We start from the raw sequence: 19,112 nt of genomic DNA, 5'->3' as shown, positions 1-19,112 counted from the left end.
TTTGCAGTCGGCATAAATTTCTCAAGTTGCATTTAAGTTGCATATGAGTTGCAAAAGATTTGTCACCAGTTTAAGATAAACCCAAGCGGCAATTTAATGAAGATACAGGGAAGAAGAAGATAAAGTTCTCTGGATAAAAATATCCCAACTTGAGCCGCCAAGTCATGCATTTTACCAAATTTAGATTAGCAATCAATAATTTTCAGCGAAGAGAAGTTTGTTGTCTCTAGTTATTTAACTTAAATAATCTAGATTCAAACTAAAACTGTCTTAGCAACTCTAAATTTCACGAGCAAAATAGTGAATATATAGTCATGGCTGCTTCCAAAATTGAAGCTGTATTGGCACAATTGCAAGATGAAATCAGCAATTGTGAAAAGGCTTTGCTCAAGCTGATCAAGAGGAAAATAAATATGTCAGAAAACACAAATTTACTTAGTAAAATTAATACGCAATTGCAGCAAACTAATGTGGCAATTATTGGCATGGCTTCTATATTTCCCCAATCAAAAAACTTACAGGAATATTGGGAAACAATTATTCGGAAAATTGATTGTATTACGGATGTACCTGCTTCACGTTGGAGTATAGAAGATTACTATGATCCTAATCCTCATGCAGTTGATAAAACTTACTCCAAACGAGGAGGATTTCTCCCAGACATTGATTTTAATCCAATGGAATTTGGCTTACCTCCCAACATCCTAGAGGTGACAGATATTTCCCAGTTACTCGGTTTAGTAGTTGCAAAAGCGGCGATGAAGGATGCTGGATATGGTGAATCTAGCCAGATTAACAGTGATATCTACGATCGCACTGGAGTAGTATTAGGAGTAGCCATTGGTCGGCAGTTAGCAGTACCTTTAGGTGCAAGGTTGCAATACCCAGTTTGGGAAAAAGTCCTGAAAAACAGCGGTTTATCAGACAAAGACACCGAAAAAATCATTCAAAAAATCAAAAGTGCATATGTGCAATGGGAAGAAAACGCCTTCCCTGGAATGTTAGCTAACGTCATTTCTGGGCGTATCGCTAACCGCCTCGACTTGGGAGGGATGAACTGCGTAGTTGATGCAGCTTGCGCTAGTTCCTTAGGTGCGTTGAGAATGGCCATTAGCGAATTAGTTGAACATCGCGCCGACATGATGCTGACTGGCGGAGTTGACACCGATAACTCGATTTTCGCCTATATGTGTTTTAGTAAAACCCCAGCTATTTCCCCCGGAGAGAAAGTCAAACCCTTCGATGCTGAATCTGATGGCATGATGTTGGGTGAAGGCGTAGGAATGTTAGTACTGAAACGATTAGAAGATGCAGTCCGAGATAGCGATCGCATCTATGCAGTCATTAAAGGAATTGGTTCTTCCAGCGATGGTAAGTATAAAAGTATCTATGCACCACGTTCCGAAGGACAAATCAAAGCCTTGCAACGTGCTTACCAAGAAGCAGGAATTTCCCCCGCTAGTGTGAGTTTAATTGAAGCACATGGAACGGGAACTATGGTAGGAGATCCTACAGAATTCACATCTATCAAACAGTTTTTTGGTGAAAACAATTCCAAAACCCAACATATAGCTTTAGGAACCGTTAAATCACAAATTGGACATACCAAAGCCGCAGCCGGTGCAGCAAGTCTCATTAAAACAGCGTTGGCATTACATCACAAAGTACTACCACCCACAATTAACGTTACTCAACCACACCCAAAACTAAATATTGAGAATTCCCCATTTTATTTAAATACAGAAACTCGCCCTTGGATTAGTAACCAACCTAGACGGGCTGGGGTAAGTGCATTTGGTTTTGGAGGCACAAATTATCACGTTGTTTTAGAAGAATATGAAAACGAACATGATCAATCTTATCGTTTACACAATACTCCCAAATCAATCCTATTATCTGCACCCACAACCCCAGAATTATTATCTCGCTGCCAAGAGATTCAGCAACAATTAAAATCAGATCAAAAACAACTTCATTATCAACAAATAACTACAGAATCTGAAGCCGTAGAAATCCCCATCAACTATGCCAGAATTGGATTTTTAGCAGATAATTTTACACAAGTAGAAGAATTTTTACAAATTAGTATTGACCAGTTACAAAACCAGCCCAAATCCGAATCATGGGAACATCCCAAAGGAATTTACTATCGCCAAACTGGCATAGAAACTAAAGGTAAGATAGTTGCTTTGTTTTCTGGACAAGGTTCCCAATATTTAGACATGGGAAGGGAACTAGCAGTTAACTTTCCTAACTTGCGTCAAAACTATGCTCGCATGGATAAATTGTTATGCAAAGATGGGCTAAACCCTCTATCTGAAGTAGTTTTTCCACACCCAGTTTTTGATACAGAACAAAAGAAACATCAGCTAGAAACACTACAAAAAACCGAATATGCACAACCTGCAATTGGTGCTTTCAGCGCAGCTTTATACAACATACTACAACAAGCTGGGTTTAAAGCTGATTTTGTTGCCGGTCATAGTTTTGGAGAATTAACAGCTTTGTGGGCTGGGGGAGTGTTGAGTGAAGAAGATTATTTCTTCCTGGTGAAAGCTAGGGGAAAAGCAATGACTACACCCCTGGAATCTGATGCAGGGGGAATGTTAGCAGTTAAAGGTGATGTTGGTCAGGTGCAGGAATTAATTAAAGATTTCCCCCAAGTTGCTATTGCTAATTGGAATTCTCCAAATCAGGTGGTATTAGCTGGAAAAAAAGTAGAAATTTCCCAAGTACAGAATGTTTTAAAAGAAAAGGGATTTTTGACGTTTTCATTAGGAGTTTCCGCAGCTTTTCATACACCATTAGTAGCCCATGCCCAGGAACCTTTTTCCCAAGCAATTGAGAAAGTAACTTTCAACGATGCCAAGATTCCAATTTATACCAATGTTACAGGTAAACGTTACCCTAGTGATTCCTCAAGCATTCAAAAAATTCTCAAAGAACATCTGCTAAATCAAGTTCTATTTCAACAGGAAATTGAGAATATATATGCAGATGGTGGCTATTGCTTTATTGAGTTTGGCCCTAAAAATGTTCTGACCAACTTAGTCAAAGATATTCTGAATGATAAACCACATATCGCTGTAGCTTTAAATGGGAATCATACTAAGAATAGCGACTTAGTTTTACGAGAAGCAATAATACAATTACGAGTTGCTGGTTTACCTCTAAAAAACCTCGACCCCTATCAAATTGAAACGAAAATTACTCAAGTTGATCAAAAGAAGGTTTTAAACGTGCGGTTAAACAGTACCAATATCACTGACAAAGCAAAAAAAGCATTTGCACAAGCCCTGGAAAATGGACATCAAATTAATACCGTATCTCCCCACGTAGAATTAATGAATGGACATCAAACTAGTATGATATCTCCCCATGCAGAGTTAATGAATGGACATCAAACTAGTATGGTATCTCCTCATGCAGAATTAATGAATGGACATCACCAAGCTGTAGAGATAGAATCTCTTCTTCCTGCCCATACTGAATTAATGAACGGTAATGGTAAATCCACAAATAATGGAAATAATAGCAAATTAGATAAAGTGGAAATTCCCATTGAAAATTATGAAAAAGTTATTGATGGCTTAGAACAGTCATTAGCAGAATTTACTCGTAATCAACGTGATATTACACAGGTTCATGAACAATCTTTGCACAATCAAACAGAGTATACGAAAACCTTTTACCAGTTGATGCAACAGCAGCATTCCTTATTAGCAAATAATCAAGTTAATGAATATCAAGCACAAACACAACAACTAGCAATTTCTAGTTCTGAACGTAGCATAATGCGGCTTCATGATCATCAAACTGACACTATCCGCATTCATAAACAATATCTGAACTATCAGCAGGAATACACTCATACTTACTTCCAACTGCTGCAACAACATTATAATTTTTTGCTAGTTCCTAATGATAGACCCCAACCCCAAAACCCTTCTCGATATCTCCCTGAAGAAGCGCGAGAAAGAGCGGAAAATGAAAAAAATTTGATTAACAAGAATGGGGTTAATAATTCTCCTCCCCTGCAAGAAGGGTTAGAGGAAATGTCAAACACTATCACAGTAGTACCGACAAATCCAATTGATATTAATATTTCCACACTCGGACAAACTCTTCTCACCATTGTTAGTGATAAAACAGGTTATCCAACAGAGATGTTAGACCTGTCAATGGATATTGAGGCAGATTTAGGAATTGATTCTATCAAACGGGTAGAAATTTTAGGCGGCTTACTGGAACTTTACCCCGACTTACCCAGACCAAACCCAGAAGAATTGGGTCAATTGCGTACCTTGGGTCAAATTGCAGAGTATATAAAAACTCTAGTTCCAGAGTTACTTAATCAAAAAGTAGAGGTTTCAGAAGCTACTAATTTTCCAGCACAAACGTTAGTAGAAGTTCCTCATGATGTTGTAGAAAATAACTCACAAATCTCCGAATTTCAAACTACTTTTCCTGAATCAGAAGTTTCTCCAACTCCCATAAAACTTCTCTCTACAAGTGAGGATAATTTAGAAGAAATTGCTGCAAATGATATAGATAAAGAAGCAATCATACCCACAGATTTGAGTAATATTCTCCTCACTATTGTTAGTGATAAAACAGGTTATCCAACAGAGATGTTAGAACTATCAATGGATATTGAGGCGGATTTAGGAATTGATTCTATCAAACGGGTAGAAATTTTAGGAGGGTTGCTAGAACTTTACCCCGACTTACCCAGACCGAATCCAGAAGAATTGGGTCAATTGCGTACCTTGGGTCAAATTGCCGAATATATGCAAGATCAGGCTAAGGGTATAACTAAGTTACTAACTGAAAAAAAGCAGGATGTGAAAGCACCAGAATTGAATCATAAGATTCTTCGCAGTCCTGTGAAATTAAAGCAACTTCCCCAACCTGATGTGTTAGATTTCAAGATTCCTGAAAATCATATTGCTTTAATTACTGATAATGGTTCTCCTACTACTAGTAAATTAGCAGCAGCTTTGATGGAAAAAGGTTGGAAAACTGTAGTTTTAAGTTTCCCCTCTGTGCAGTCAACTTTAGTGAAAGGAATTAATCATGTAGTTTTAGATGATTGGAGTGAAGAAGCTTTACAACAACAGTTAGAAAATATATCTCGTGATTATGGAACTGTTGGTACATTTATTCACTTACATCCTGCCACTCACGACCATGCAAGTCATAGTGTGCGTTATTTAGAAACAGAACATACCATGCTGCGTCATGTATTTCTGATTGCTAAATATCTCAAAGAATCACTAAATAATGCAGCTACAAAAGGACGCAGTTGTTTTATCAATGTTGCCCGTTTAGATGGTGAGTTTGGACTTGGACACACAATTAATTTTGGTGTGATTGGTGCGGGGGTATTTGGACTGACCAAGAGTTTAAATCAAGAATGGGAAGCTGTATTTTGTCGTTCTCTCGATTTAAGTCCTGATTTAGATACAGACACTTCTGTAAAATATATTCTTGCTGAACTTCAAGATCCTAATCTTTTAGTTACAGAAGTAGGATATAGCAACAAAGGTAGAGTAACCTTAATTGCAGAACCCACTCCATTAACCATTACCAATTCCCCATTATCAATTACCAAGGATCAAGTATTTCTAGTTAGTGGTGGTGCAAAAGGTATAACTGCCCAATGTGTCATTAAATTAGCCCAGCAACATCAATGTAAATTCATTCTTTTAGGTCGTTCGAGTACAGAAGCAGAACCAGTTTGGGCAGAGGGCTATGAGAATGAAGCCCGATTAAAACAGCGAATTATGGAGGATTTTCAAGCCAGAGGAGAAAAGCCAACACCAATAATGGTGCAAAAAAAATATCAGGCAATTTCCGCACAACGAGAAATTCAAAATACATTGAAAGCAATTGAGGAAGCAGGAGGGGAAGCAGTATATTTGAGTGTAGATGTTACTGACAGCGCTTTGTTAGAACAGAAACTGGCATCCATAATTGAATGTGTAGGGGAGATAACTGGAATTATTCATGGTGCCGGAAATTTAGCTGATAAGCGCATTGAAAAAAAATCAATTCGTGATTTTGAAACAGTTTACTCTTCCAAAGTCAAGGGTTTAGAAAACTTACTCCGTTGTGTACCACCAAAACAACTGCAATATTTAGTTTTGTTTTCCTCAGTGGTTGGTTTTTATGGTAATGTGGGACAATCGGATTATGCGATCGCTAACGAGATCCTCAACAAATCTGCCCATCTCGTCAAACGCAACCATCCTGACTGCCATGTAGCCGCTATTAACTGGGGTCCTTGGGATAGCGGCATGGTATCACCAGAATTAAAGCAAGCCTTTACAGAACGGGGAATTGAAACCATACCCATAGAAATCGGCACACAAATGTTAGTTGATGAACTAACAAATGCGAGTCCAGAAACAGTGCAATTGATAATTGGTAGCCCCCTAGTTTATATCCCATCTTCCTTACCCAGCGAATTAAAAACCTATCGCATTCATCGCCAATTAACCTTAGCAGCTAACCCATTTCTACAGGATCATGTAATTGTCGGTCGTCCAGTTCTTCCCGCTACTTGTGGACTACTATGGATGGCTAACACCTGCGAACAAATCTATCCAGGTTTCAAGGCTTTTAGTTGCCCCAATTTCAAAGTTTTAAAGGGAATTGTTTTTGATGAAAATCTCGTCGATGAATATACTCTAGAACTTCAAGAAGTTGCTAAAATTGAAAACGAAGAAATAGAAATTTCTGCTAAAATTAGCAGTATCACTCCAGAAGGTAAAATCAGGTATCACTTCAGTACTAATCTGATTTTGAAGCGCGAAATTCCCATTACCTCTAACTATGAATTGCTAAACTTAAACCAGGATGAGCAATTCCTCTCTACCAATCAATTACTTTATCAAAACGGCGCTTCTAGCTTATTTCATGGAACTATCTTTCAAGGCGTAAAATCTGTATTAAATACCAGTCCTGGTAAACTCACCATCGAATGTAATTTACCACAACCTACAGCACAACAACAGGGACAATTTCCAGTCCAAACATTCAATCCTTATATTGCAGATGTGCAGATTCATGCACTCTGGATTTGGACACAGCATTTTCATCAAGTAGGTTGCTTACCCTCAGAAATTAAAAACTTTGAACAATTTGCACAAGTACCTTTTGGTGAAACATTTTACGTTACCTGTGAAATCCAATCCAAGACAGAATCAAATGTAGTAGCTAACGTCATTACCCATAACAAGGAAGGACAAGTTTATAACCGGATGATTGGTGCAAAAGGGACTATTTTACCCAAGCAAATAGGATAGACATACAGCAGAATTCAGGAGTCAGGAGTCAGGAATCAGGAATCAGGAATCAGGAGTAAAACTGCCTTGGTGTCTAGGTTTCAATTTTGATTTTGTACCTCATTGATCTGCAATCTCCTGTATCAAAACTACCTTCCCAATATAGCAGCGGTCATTTGTAAATTACATTTGAATATTATTCAACTGACAACTGCTATATAATACCTATCTTCTTTCTTCTTCCTTCGCGTTCTTCGCGTCTTTGCGGTTCATTTAATCCATATTCATTTAGTACGAAATTGGAGAATAAGCATGAAAGAATTTCCGAAAAATAAAATTCCTAAAATTGCCATTATAGGAATGGATTGCTTCGTTAGTAATTGCTCTGGATTAGATGCTTTTGAAAGCAGTATTTACCAAGGCAAACAACATTTTACACCCCTGACTTATGGCGATACACCATCATTACCAATTCCATTCGCAGAAATCAATCAACTTTCCTCTCAACAACAATTAATGTTGCAGGTAGCTAATAATGCTCTCAAAGATGCTAAATTAGATCCAGAGACAAAAATTGCAGTTGTGATGGTGACTGAATCTCAAAGTCACTATCAAAATAAACTAGCCAGTTATATTTCTCGGCTTTGGGATGCGACTAGTCCTGCATTCGCTGAAGAAAACTCAGGGTTTTCAGCCTTGAATTTAGCACAGAAACTATTAATAAATAAACAAGTAGATGCTGTTTTAGTTGCAGCAATGGATTTTGCTCACGAGAAAAATCATATTACAGGTTTGCAGACTCTCAGTTATGATCAAAATGCTGATCCTACTTTAGTAGGAGAAGGTGCAGCCGCTGTAGTATTGCAACTTCATGAAACAGCCAAACAAAAGAATAATTGCATATATGCAGTAATTGATGCTTTGAGTGTGGTGCAGAATTCCCCATATCAACCGCAAGCAGTTACTCAAGCTTGTCAGACTGCTTTTCAGATCGCAGATATTCAAGCTCAAGATATTGGCTATTTGGAAGTTTATGCTAGTGGAAATCTCCAACAAGATGAAACGGAAATTCAAGGTTTAGTTACAGCTTATACAACTGGGGAATCAAACTTAAGTTGTGCGGTAGGTAGCATCAAAGCTAATATTGGTCATACTCATAATGCTTCAGGAATCATCAGTTTAATTAAAACAGCACTGTGTTTATATCACCGCTACATTCCCGCAGTTCCCAATTGGTCACGTCCCAAACAACCGGATATGTGGAGTGGAAGTCCCTTTTATGTGGCTACAGAATCTAAACCTTGGTTTATAGAACCAGGTACGAATAAAAGAATAGCTGCTGTTAACAGCATGGAGGCAAATGGCAGTTATGCACACTTGATTTTATCAGAGGAAGTCAGCCAGATAGAACGCAGGAGCAGATATTTAGAGCAGATTCCTTATTATTTATATGCGATCGCAGCGGAAAATCGCACCTCCCTATTAAACCAAATTACCGCACTCCAGCAAACCCTCAAAGAGGCCCCTGTTCTCTCTCAACTGGCCAGCCAAACCTTCAGAGAATTTCAGAAACATCAACATTCAAATTATGCAAATTATGCGATCGCAATTCTGGCACGAAATCAAGAAGAACTCACACGAGAAATAGACCGCGCCATCTCAGGCGTTAATCTTGCCTTTGATACCGGAAAAGACTGGCAAACCCCCCTTGGGAGCTATTTTACCGCCAAACCACAGGGCAAAAAAGGTAAAGTCGCTTTCGTTTACCCCGGTTCCTTCACTTCTTACATCGGAGTAGGGCGAAATCTCTTACGGCTGTTTCCCAAAATTTATGATGATCCAATTATCAATAGCGTTTATAATCGCACCGCCAACATTGAAAAAATTCTCTATCCCCGCAGCTTAAAAAAATTATCAAAAATAGAAATAGAAGCCTTAGAACAGCAATTAATAGATGATCCAGTAGCAATGCTGGAATCTGAAGTTGGCTTTGCTGGACTCATGACCGCAATACTCAAAAATTATTTCCAAATACAATCACAATGTGCCTTTGGTTATAGCCTTGGTGAAACCAGCATGATGTTAGCCCAAGGTATTTGGACTAGCTTTAAAGAAACAAGTGATTATTTGAATTCATCGCCGCTATTTAAAACTCAATTATCCGGCCCCAAAAATGCAGTTCGCCAATATTGGAAATTACCCGTAGAAGATCAAACCTCAGATTTTTGGAGCAACTACGTTCTCATATGTCCATTATCCCGTGTCCAGGAAGCAATAAAAAACGAAACTCGCGTCTACATACCTTTAATTAATACATCAGAAGAAATTGTTATCTCTGGTGAAACAAAGGCCTGTCAAAGAATAATTCAACAACTAAATTGTGATGCTTTTCCAACTTCCATCAATCATGTAATTCATTGTGAGCCAATGCACTCCGAGTACAATGAACTAGTAAAAATTAACACTTTACCTCTTGGAAACGTATCAGCATCTATTTTTTATTCCGCCGCAGAATATGAACCAATCAAACTCAATAGCCATACTATAGGACACAACATTGCTAAATGCCTATGTCAGCAACTTGATTTTCCTCGCCTCATTAACCGGGTCTACAACGACAATATCAGAATATTTATTGAAGTAGGTGTTGGTAGCAGTTGTTCAAGATGGATTAGCTCACACCTCAAAGAAAAAGAACACATAGCCGTATCTATTAATCGCAGAGGATTAGATGATCATACTTCAATTATCAGAGCATTAGGCAAACTTCTCAGCCATCGTGTTGAATTAGATTTATCACCCTTGTATTCTCTCTCTTCAGAAGAACCTCAGCCAAAAAATCAACGGGAAACTAATATAAAACCACAAAATCAGCCTTTAATTAACCTAGAAAATCCTGCCATTAAACAACCAGAGAAAATTTTCAAATCTATTTCTTCTCAACCATCTAATTGGCACTACAAGAAATTGAGTAACAATAATGCACTTATGACTAAAACTCATACCTTTTTAGTAAAATCACGTCAGGAATCACTACAACAAATAAATTCCTTAATTCAACAGCAAATTGAATTTTACAAAAAAATACTTGAGTAAGAATAACAATAAATTAATCTCACAAAAACCAGTCAAAATCTTATAGCGGTATGCACTTGAATGAAATACATCATAGCCCCCTCATCGCTTGCGGTGAACCAGCGCTGTAGGCGGGGGTTGGAGTTCTTGTATCTCACTCAACCGAGAACCGCTATAGCATCTTCACCAATGATTTCTTGATGCTAAAATCCCACGGATAAAGCCGTGGGTCAATCCAAAATTATCTCTTAGATTACGTGCAAATTCCTAAAATCAGAGGTTTATTAACGTGTTTAATACAGAAAATAACCTGCACCAACATGATCATCTCAGATTATCCCACCTATTCATCAACAATCCTCAAATTTGGCAAGGTAATTTAAATACTGTTTCATTTAATGCCGAAGAAATTAAAATTAAACTGAAGAATTTAAATAAACCTTGTTATATAGTTAGGTATGAAGGACAAATTGGCATTACCAATGAAGGTAATTTATCTCATGCCAATAATGGTAAAACAGCCCAACTAGAAATGCTTATGGCTGTTCCTCCCTTAACAATTCAACAATTAGGTGATCCAAGTTTTCTAGATTTTTACGGCGTAAAATATGCCTATGCTACAGGTGCAATGGCGCAGGGAATTGCTTCTGAAGAAATGGTAATTTCTCTAGGAAAACAAAAAATTCTTAGTTCATTTGGTGCAGGAGGTTTATCTCCTTCCCGTGTTGAAGCAGCAATTAATCGCATTCAACCAGCCTTAGATCAAAAACCTTTTGCTTTTAACTTACTCCATAGTCCCAGCGAACCAGCAATTGAACGGCGTAGCATTGATTTATATCTCAAATACCAAATCAGAATCATAGAAGCCTCTGCATTTTTAGATTTAACCGACAACATTGTTTACTATCGAGTTGCTGGACTAAATTTAAATTCAGCCAATCAAATTGAAATCAAAAATAAAGTCATTGCCAAAGTTTCTCGGCGAGAAGTAGCCAGCAAATTTCTTCAACCTGCTCCCACAAAAATTCTCAAACAATTAGTTCAACAAGGTCTTATTAGCGAATTACAAGCAACTCTAGCCTCTAAAATTCCGATGGCTGATGATATCACCGTAGAAGCAGATTCTGGCGGACACACAGATAATCGTCCTCTCATTTGTTTATTACCTTCCATCTTAGAATTGCGAGATGAAATTCAAAATAAATATAAATATGAAAACCCTGTCAGAATTGGCGTAGCCGGTGGAATTTCTACACCGCAATCAGCCTTAGCTGCCTTTATGATGGGTGCTGCCTATGTAGTCACAGGCTCCATTAATCAATCCTGTATTGAAGCAGAAACTTCTCAATATACCAAAGCATTACTAGCTCAAGCGGAAATGACTGATGTCATGATGGCTCCTGCTGCTGATATGTTTGAAATGGGAGTCAAACTGCAAGTTCTTAAAAGAGGAACCCTCTTTCCCCTTCGCGCTCAAAAACTTTTAGAATTTTACAAAAACTATAATTCAATTGAAGAAATTCCTTCAGTAGAAAAAGAAAAATTAGAAAAGCAGATTTTGAAAAAAACTGTACAAGAAGTTTGGCAAGAAACCGTTACTTATTTATCCCAACGCAACCCTGATAAATTAACCAAAGCAGCAAGTAATCCTAAACTAAAAATGGCTCTGATTTTCCGCTGGTATTTAGGACTATCTTCTCGTTGGTCTAACACTGGTGAAAAAGGTCGAGAAATTGATTATCAAATCTGGTGTGGTCCAGCAATGGGTAGCTTTAATGATTGGGTCAGAGGCTCCTATTTATCTGAACCAAAAAATCGTAAAGTCGTAGAACTTGCTGATCATATTATGACAGGATCAACATTTTTATACCGCATTCAAAATTTAAAAATTCAGGGACTACAAATTCCAGATGAATACAGTCAATATCGTCCAGAAGGATTATAAATATGCCAGACAACAGAAAACTGGGAAGTCTGGAAGAAATAATGGAAATTCTCAACAAACGAGCTAAAACTTGGAATTTAGTTACTATTAGTCGTATCAAAGGTAATTTCCAAGAAGCGTTTCTTAGAAAATCTCTAGACATTCTCCAATATCGTCATCCTCGTCTAAATTCCCGAATTATAGATTTTGAAAATTGTCTCTACTTTCAAACTGCGGGTACAGAAAAAATTGCTTTGCGAGTTATTAATCCTTTAGATGAGACACAATGGCAAGAAGTAGTTAATGAAGAGATGAACCAGGAAATTGATAGTAGCAAATGCCTAATGCGAGTTGTATTAGCTCCTATCCTGGGGGATCAAAAAATTAGTTATCTCATTACAACTTTGCACCATGCAATCGCAGACGGATTATCAAGCATTCAACTTCACTCACAAATCTTAAATTATTATCAAAGACTCGCCTCCGGCGACACAATTCAACCAATTATTAGCTTGGAATCATTACCACCTATTGAAAGCATAATCACCAAATATGCACAAGATTATAGAGGATATATAAGCAGTAATTTATTGTCGTTAAAAATTGGGATTCAAAAGCTTTTCTACCGACCAAAAACATTAGGATTTGAGAAATATGTATCTATTCCTGAACGGATTTCTCAAATTATCCATAGACAAATTGAGCCAGAGTTAACCCAAAAGTTTATTGATAAATGTCGGCGAGAAAATGTCACAGTATATAGTGCTTTATGTGCCATACTCATGTTCACAGTAGCCAGAAAAATTATCAAACCTAATCAAAAAAGTATGAACGTAAATTGCTTATCATATCTTGATTTACGTAGGCGTTTACAACCTCAAATTAGTGAATCAGATTTAGGTATTATGGCTACTTCTATGATGCAATTCTACACTATAAAAGCGCACACATCTTTCTGGGAATTAGCACGGTTAGTAAAACATAATTTAGAAACTAGTATCAAGCGTGGTGATATTTTCAGTATGCCATTAATTGCCAAACAACTCATAAATTTTTGTTTTTTCTTTCCCAAACAAGTAGCCGCTACAGTTTCAGTTTCTAATATTGGCAAGATAAATATTCCCAATATTTATGGTGAATTAGAACTAGAAGATATTAGCTTTGCTGGTTCTCATGCTTTATATGGAGGTATGTTTGTGATTCATGCTGCTAGTTTCCAAGGGAAAATGCTGTTAAATTTTGTATTTTCCCAGCCTTCAATTAGTAAACAATTGATGGATTATTTAATAGAAAATATTATATCATGTATTTATGAGATTGGCAATTCAAATAATGGCAACACTTTTTTTCTAGTAGATAATTTCTTTTGAAATTCTAATAGCCTATCTTCAAGTTTCCTAGCATTCCTCATAAAAAACTTGTAGTAATTGTTCAGGTTTTAGATACACATAGATTTTACTAATCAATAAGGATATGCAGATGAATACTGTCAAAATCAATGACCGAATTACTCTGATTCAAAATAAGCTTTTTGAGCAAGCACATACTCAGCCTTTAGAATTAAAATTCCTCGCCATAGCTATGAATAAGCAAGGAATTAAAGGAGAAAAACTGTACTCTCATCCAGAAATAATTACCTTACCAATAGCAGGCTGTAAACATTTACATTCTTTCAATGCTCGTCAGAAGTCAATTTTATCTGCTGCATTCTTAGCTAACTTTTATAAATCTGTTGCCAATAGCGAATCCCAAACTCTTATATCCAATATAAGTGTGGCTGAAAAAATTTTTGTTCCCTATTCGGATGAGTATATGATTCTTCATCAAGAAACCAGTGAAGAGTTAGATCATATTTGGTCTTTTAGAACCTTATATAGTATGGTTTGCCGAGAAACAGGATTTACTGGTTTATTTGACGAGCCTGGCTTCTTCTTCGGAAATTTTAGAGCTATACCTCAATCAGATTGGGAAAGTTTAACTACTTGTTTCAGCTTTGATTCTGAACATCATGAAACTTTGTCTTTACTATTAAAAGGTAAAAATTACTTGGAAACAATAGTAGAGCAATTAAAAAATAAAGACAGTACTTCAATATATCGAACTTTACAGTTTATAGTTGGAGATGCTGTCAGAATGCTACCTGCTGATAAAGTTCAAGAAAATGGACTCGGAAGTTTATGGCTGCTGTACAGATATGTTGCTAATGTGGAATTAAAACAAGCTGAATCTTATTTATTTGATACTCCGGAAAACTTTGAATATGAGCCATTGGCTGTGGAATTGAATAAAGCACATTTAACAGATGAGGCACGCCACTATACAACATCTTTTGATTTAGGTATGGAACTGTACAAGAAAGCTCCTCCGGAAGCTCAAGCTTTCATCCGTTATTTTTTACAGAAAGTTGTAGAAGACTATATTCAAGCTGCTTTTGCAACTTATTTGGAGAAGTTAAATATAAGTCAAGAAGGATTTGTATTTACTGATGTCAGAGTTGGGCTAAATGCACTGTGCATGACACTACACCATCCGGAATTATCTGATAAGCAAGTAAATCTCAATGAACTAATTAATTCTTGGCGGAAGATTAGTCGGAATTGGCAAAAAATCATTGGATCTCTAGAACAAAAAACTTGGCATTATAAATCTCAGCAAATTTATCGTCTCATCAAACAACTAGAACTTGACTTAAATGAAAGCAGGCTTGGTAATCGCTATCAACGGTATAAAGATAGTCTAGAGACCAAGGAAATTCAAACTTTTGTAGAGGTTGCGTAATGATTAAAGTACCTGTTAATTACTCCGCCATAATTTAGGTTTAGTGAAATAGAAAAATTGGAGCAAACAATGATAGCTTCTATTCACTTTGAAGACGACCAAAAAACTATTAAAGTTCCAATTAACCAATCCTTAATTCAGATATGTGATGAATATCCTAACTCGATTCTATTTAGTTGTCGTAATGGTGTCTGTGGAACTTGCTTAATTGAAGTTATGAGTGGGATGGAAAATCTCTCTCCTGTCATGGAGGAAGAGCGAATTCTACTTGATATTTTAGCCCCTGAAAATCCACATATTCGCCTAGCTTGTCAATGTGTAGTAAAAGATGATGTTTGCATTCGAGTAGCTAGTTGATTAATAAATTTTACATACCACAACATTATCAGGATAAAAATGAATCAACATATGGACAATTCTCAGCCAAAAACATCTTATTCAGTAGCGGATATTCAAGGGTGGTTTGTCTCTAATGTTTCCTATATGATGGGAGTCAATCCTGAAGAAATAGATATCCGTGAACCTTTAGATAGTTATGGATTAGATTCAGCACAAGCAATGCTTCTTGCGAGTAAAGCTGAGAAATTCCTGGGATTGAAATTATCTCTTATCCATCTTTGGCACTACCCTACAATTGAGGAACTTTCTCAACGATTAGCTGAAGAATTGGAAAATTCCCAATCAGAAATTTTGCAACTGTAAGCAATAAAGTTTTTTAAGTTTTTCCTCCTCTAAGACTGACACTTCGCCAGAATAGAGACAACATGATTCAGTGGAGTGTCTTCTTTTTCTTGAGGCTTTATAGCTTATTAAAATCTGGGAGATTTAGTCATGAATGCATCCGAACTTTTAGCCAAACTTACTCAACAAGGTGTACAATTTTGGGTGGAAAATAACAAACTAAATATTCGTTCTCCTAAGGAAGTAATTACACCAGAAATACAAGCAGAAATAGCCATGCATAAAGGAGATATTTTGGCGTTATTGCAAGAAATGAATATCGTCACTAAATCTTCATCTGAACCTCTAAGTCAAGGAATTAGCCTGCAAACTATCGGCAGATTAATTGGTGGTTTTGCTGGTGAATCACCTATAGAATATCAGCCACCAATCATTGATCCAAAATTGATGGCTCAAAATCTTAGTGTCACATTTAGACCTTTACCTTATGGTTATCATCATCACACTATTATTAAATTTCGTCAGGAATTAGCAGTTAAATTAAAAGAATTTGGCGTTGCTGTTATTCCTTGGCAAGAAGCGACAACAGATTTTTTATATAATATTAAAATCCCACTATTTAACTGGAATCAATCTTTAAAAATTAGGGGAGTAAAAGCCGAAATTAACGCCGTAATAGATGTGGCAAGACCTAATTCTTGGCTGAGAAAATTAGGAATATTTATAGCTGAGACTTTTTATGTTTTATCTTATCCCTGGCTGCTAAATCAGCAAAAAATGTCTGTCGTCCAAATTGCTAAATTAAGTACTTGGGCTGAAGATCATGCAGCTAAATATGTTGAAGATCCAGCAAACACTCAAGTAATCATTCTTGGCGAAATAGATCATAGATTTATCAATCCATCAACCCAGTATCAAGAAAAAATTAGCATCGGCATTAATACATTAATTAAAACTTTTTCTGAAATTGTAATTGGCATATCTACTGAGAATATTTCTATTCTCAATATGAATCTTTCTGATTCTATTTTTTCTAAACATGAAATAAATAATTTCGTTTATAAATCACTAATTCCTAAAATATTCGTCCCCATTGCTCCACTATTAATGAGTAGATTTCAAATAGGAGAGTATAATCCTTCTATATCTAATTATGCTCATAAATTAGTTAAATTAGGCCAAGAATTAGCCTCAACTGGCCTATTTCCAGCAGGGTTTAAACTGGCTGAAGTTATTAAGAGAAAGTCCCACAGAGATATTGTCAATGTTATTGTCAATGGTAGGACAGGAGTTTCCTATGGTTTTGTAGCTTATGCTGAACCTCCTTGTTATATAGGAAAACCAGAAATTAATACTAATGAGTGGGAAAACTTATTGCCTGTTCCTGGATTTAGTAGTAATGAAATTCGTAGAAATCAAGCAGGTAGACGTTATATTAAAATCATTATTGCTGGAGAATATGTATTTAAGCAAATTCCTGACATTTGGCTGGTAAGCTCTCGTTCAGGTTCAAATAAAACAGACTTAAAGATTGAGCAAGATATCATTCGTATTGGTTTAAAAGATAATTTACAACTGCAATTACCTTTAGGGAATAAGTCCCAAAAATTAGATATTAAACCTTCTTATGATATCTATGTCATGTTGGCAATTAGCATGGCTGCTGCTTTGTATACACCGGAATTAATTCAAAATGGTGCGCCAATTGTTCATTTTCATGGCTATCCTGCATTTGATTGGTTTCAAAAGGATGAATACTGTGTGGGAGTTAATCATCCTTCTGTACCCTGCGGAACATATGAATCAGGAGTGCTAAATTTTTTAGGTCTTTCTAACTTAGCTAATCAATCAACACAAAATATCAACTTAATTAGTTTAATAGAACCGGATCATGGTACAAATTTTATTGCTCGCGATATGGAGTATCTAGTTGATAGATTAAAAAATGGTTGTCTAGCAGAAAAAATAGAACTAGGTGGAAAACATTTTGCTTCTCTCAAAGCAAATCTAGGCGATTGATAACTTTCTGATGTCGTCTTTTTTGATTAGCCAAAAAAGAATTTTTCAATACTCTATGCTTTTGCAAACATTTGATTATTAGTTGACAATTTTATATCACCCATTAATTGGAGTTAAGCAAATGTTCAATAATTTCATTTCTACACCAGAAAATAGTTTAAATAATTTCATAGCTCGCCCCAATTACTATCCTTTAAGAAGATTGTTTTGGAAGGTGTGGTATAACCGTTTTGCATCTAATTTTAGTAAGATAAAAATTACTTTTATTAACTATGGTTATGCAGATTTGGAACCGGATGCTAAACAGTTAAAATTAAGCAGCTATGAAGAAGAGGAACGTTATTGCATTCAACTCTATCATCATGTGGCAAATTCTATCTCATTAACAGGCTTAGATGTTCTTGAAGTAGGATGTGGGCGTGGAGGAGGCTCTTCATACATGATGCGTTATTTACATCCAAAAACAATGACGGCGGTTGATTTTTCGGAAAGCAATATTGCCTTTTGTCAGAAAAATCATTCTGTTCCGCAACTAAATTTTCAATTAGGAGATGCAGAATTTTTACCATTTAATGACTATTCTTTTGATGTTCTCGTTAATGTTGAATCATCACATTGTTACGGTTCAAGAAAACGCTTTTTTGCGGAAGCTTTTAGAGTTATTCGTACAAATGGTTACTTTTTATTTGCTGACTTTAGACCAAAAGACGAGATTGATAAGACTACACAACTTTTACAAGAATCTGGTTTCAAAATTTTAAACCTAGAAAAGATTACTGCCAATGTTATTAAAGCTATGGATTTGGAAAATGAACGCAAGTTGGCAATAATTAACCAGTATCTCCCTAAATATTTACATATAGTAGCAAACTGGTTTGCTGGATGCCAAGGAACTCCGATGTATGAAGCATTTATGAAAGGAGACCAAGAATATCTTTGCTATGTTTTGAAAAAATAATCTAAATTATAGGTCTTATGCAAGCGTTACACTCAATATTTTTCAGGGTCTGTCAAATGTTAAAAATCTGTTGAGTCTGATATACCCTACTAATATGCCAGTTGCATAAGTCCTGAATTAAAGCGATCAGAATGGGGATTTAATTAATGGACAAATTTACTCAACTGAAAAATCAACAATCCAATTTCAGTAATCCTCTCTACCAAAAGCACAGTAAAAACACTTCTCTGATGACTGAAGCTCACACTGCTTATTTACAGGTACGACAGGAATCGCTACAGCAAATCAACTCAATGCAGATTAACCTAGCCAATTATCAGAGGTTTGTTAAACAATAATCTCCAGATAAAGAAGAAAAAATGCTGAATGAAACTGTGTTGTAATCATG

10 protein-coding genes are annotated in these 19,112 nt (G+C 36.3%); all 10 read left to right on the top strand.

Annotated features, from left to right (window positions below):
• Nucleotides 1–314 precede the first annotated feature (314 nt).
• Entirely contained in the window at nt 315–7,310 is a 6,996-nt protein-coding gene (locus tag ACSQ6I_RS25235) for an SDR family NAD(P)-dependent oxidoreductase (RefSeq protein ID WP_438892979.1), read from the top strand.
• Between the two features lie 291 nt (nt 7,311–7,601).
• Nucleotides 7,602–10,385: a beta-ketoacyl synthase N-terminal-like domain-containing protein gene (locus ACSQ6I_RS25230; protein ID WP_438892978.1), complete on the top strand. Its 2,784-nt coding sequence runs from the start codon at nt 7,602–7,604 to the stop codon at nt 10,383–10,385.
• Between the two features lie 289 nt (nt 10,386–10,674).
• Nucleotides 10,675–12,309: a PfaD family polyunsaturated fatty acid/polyketide biosynthesis protein gene (locus ACSQ6I_RS25225; RefSeq protein ID WP_438893052.1), complete on the top strand. Its 1,635-nt coding sequence runs from the start codon at nt 10,675–10,677 to the stop codon at nt 12,307–12,309.
• A gap of 2 nt (nt 12,310–12,311) precedes the next feature.
• On the top strand, nt 12,312–13,658 hold the full coding sequence (locus ACSQ6I_RS25220; protein ID WP_438892977.1) for a phthiocerol/phthiodiolone dimycocerosyl transferase family protein: 1,347 nt from the start codon (nt 12,312–12,314) through the stop codon (nt 13,656–13,658).
• Nucleotides 13,659–13,767: 109 nt separating this feature from the next.
• The gene (locus ACSQ6I_RS25215) at nt 13,768–15,066 is read left to right on the top strand and encodes a hypothetical protein (protein ID WP_438892976.1); all 1,299 of its coding nucleotides are present in this window, start codon (nt 13,768–13,770) and stop codon (nt 15,064–15,066) included.
• Between the two features lie 69 nt (nt 15,067–15,135).
• Entirely contained in the window at nt 15,136–15,423 is a 288-nt protein-coding gene (locus tag ACSQ6I_RS25210) for a 2Fe-2S iron-sulfur cluster-binding protein (protein WP_438892975.1), read from the top strand.
• Between the two features lie 39 nt (nt 15,424–15,462).
• Nucleotides 15,463–15,768, top strand: a complete 306-nt coding sequence (locus ACSQ6I_RS25205) for a phosphopantetheine-binding protein (RefSeq protein WP_438892974.1) — start codon at nt 15,463–15,465, stop codon at nt 15,766–15,768.
• A gap of 129 nt (nt 15,769–15,897) precedes the next feature.
• Nucleotides 15,898–17,766 carry a hypothetical protein gene (locus tag ACSQ6I_RS25200; protein WP_438892973.1) on the top strand — a complete coding sequence of 623 codons (1,869 nt, stop codon included), beginning with the start codon at nt 15,898–15,900 and terminating at the stop codon, nt 17,764–17,766.
• Between the two features lie 121 nt (nt 17,767–17,887).
• Nucleotides 17,888–18,724, top strand: a complete 837-nt coding sequence (locus ACSQ6I_RS25195) for a class I SAM-dependent methyltransferase (protein WP_438892972.1) — start codon at nt 17,888–17,890, stop codon at nt 18,722–18,724.
• A gap of 146 nt (nt 18,725–18,870) precedes the next feature.
• Complete coding sequence (locus ACSQ6I_RS25190) at nt 18,871–19,062, top strand: hypothetical protein (RefSeq protein ID WP_438892971.1); 192 nt, start codon at nt 18,871–18,873, stop codon at nt 19,060–19,062.
• The last annotated feature ends 50 nt before the right edge of the window (nt 19,063–19,112 follow it).

The organism is Anabaena sp. WFMT (assembly GCF_051781005.1).
Taxonomy (GTDB): domain Bacteria; phylum Cyanobacteriota; class Cyanobacteriia; order Cyanobacteriales; family Nostocaceae; genus Anabaena.
The sequence above is the reverse complement of the archived record's forward strand: the minus strand, read 5'-3'. Positions and strand labels throughout refer to the sequence as shown.

Bases quoted from the DNA above. Each gene is read 5' to 3' on its own strand.
- ACSQ6I_RS25195 (WP_438892972.1), top strand. From the start codon at position 17,888: ATGTTCAATAATTTCATTTCTACACCAGAAAATAGTTTAAATAATTTC.
- ACSQ6I_RS25220 (WP_438892977.1), top strand. From the start codon at position 12,312: ATGCCAGACAACAGAAAACTGGGAAGTCTGGAAGAAATAATGGAAATT.
- ACSQ6I_RS25200 (WP_438892973.1), top strand. From the start codon at position 15,898: ATGAATGCATCCGAACTTTTAGCCAAACTTACTCAACAAGGTGTACAA.
- ACSQ6I_RS25215 (WP_438892976.1), top strand. From the start codon at position 13,768: ATGAATACTGTCAAAATCAATGACCGAATTACTCTGATTCAAAATAAG.
- ACSQ6I_RS25190 (WP_438892971.1), top strand. From the start codon at position 18,871: ATGGACAAATTTACTCAACTGAAAAATCAACAATCCAATTTCAGTAAT.
- ACSQ6I_RS25230 (WP_438892978.1), top strand. From the start codon at position 7,602: ATGAAAGAATTTCCGAAAAATAAAATTCCTAAAATTGCCATTATAGGA.
- ACSQ6I_RS25210 (WP_438892975.1), top strand. From the start codon at position 15,136: ATGATAGCTTCTATTCACTTTGAAGACGACCAAAAAACTATTAAAGTT.
- ACSQ6I_RS25205 (WP_438892974.1), top strand. From the start codon at position 15,463: ATGAATCAACATATGGACAATTCTCAGCCAAAAACATCTTATTCAGTA.
- ACSQ6I_RS25235 (WP_438892979.1), top strand. From the start codon at position 315: ATGGCTGCTTCCAAAATTGAAGCTGTATTGGCACAATTGCAAGATGAA.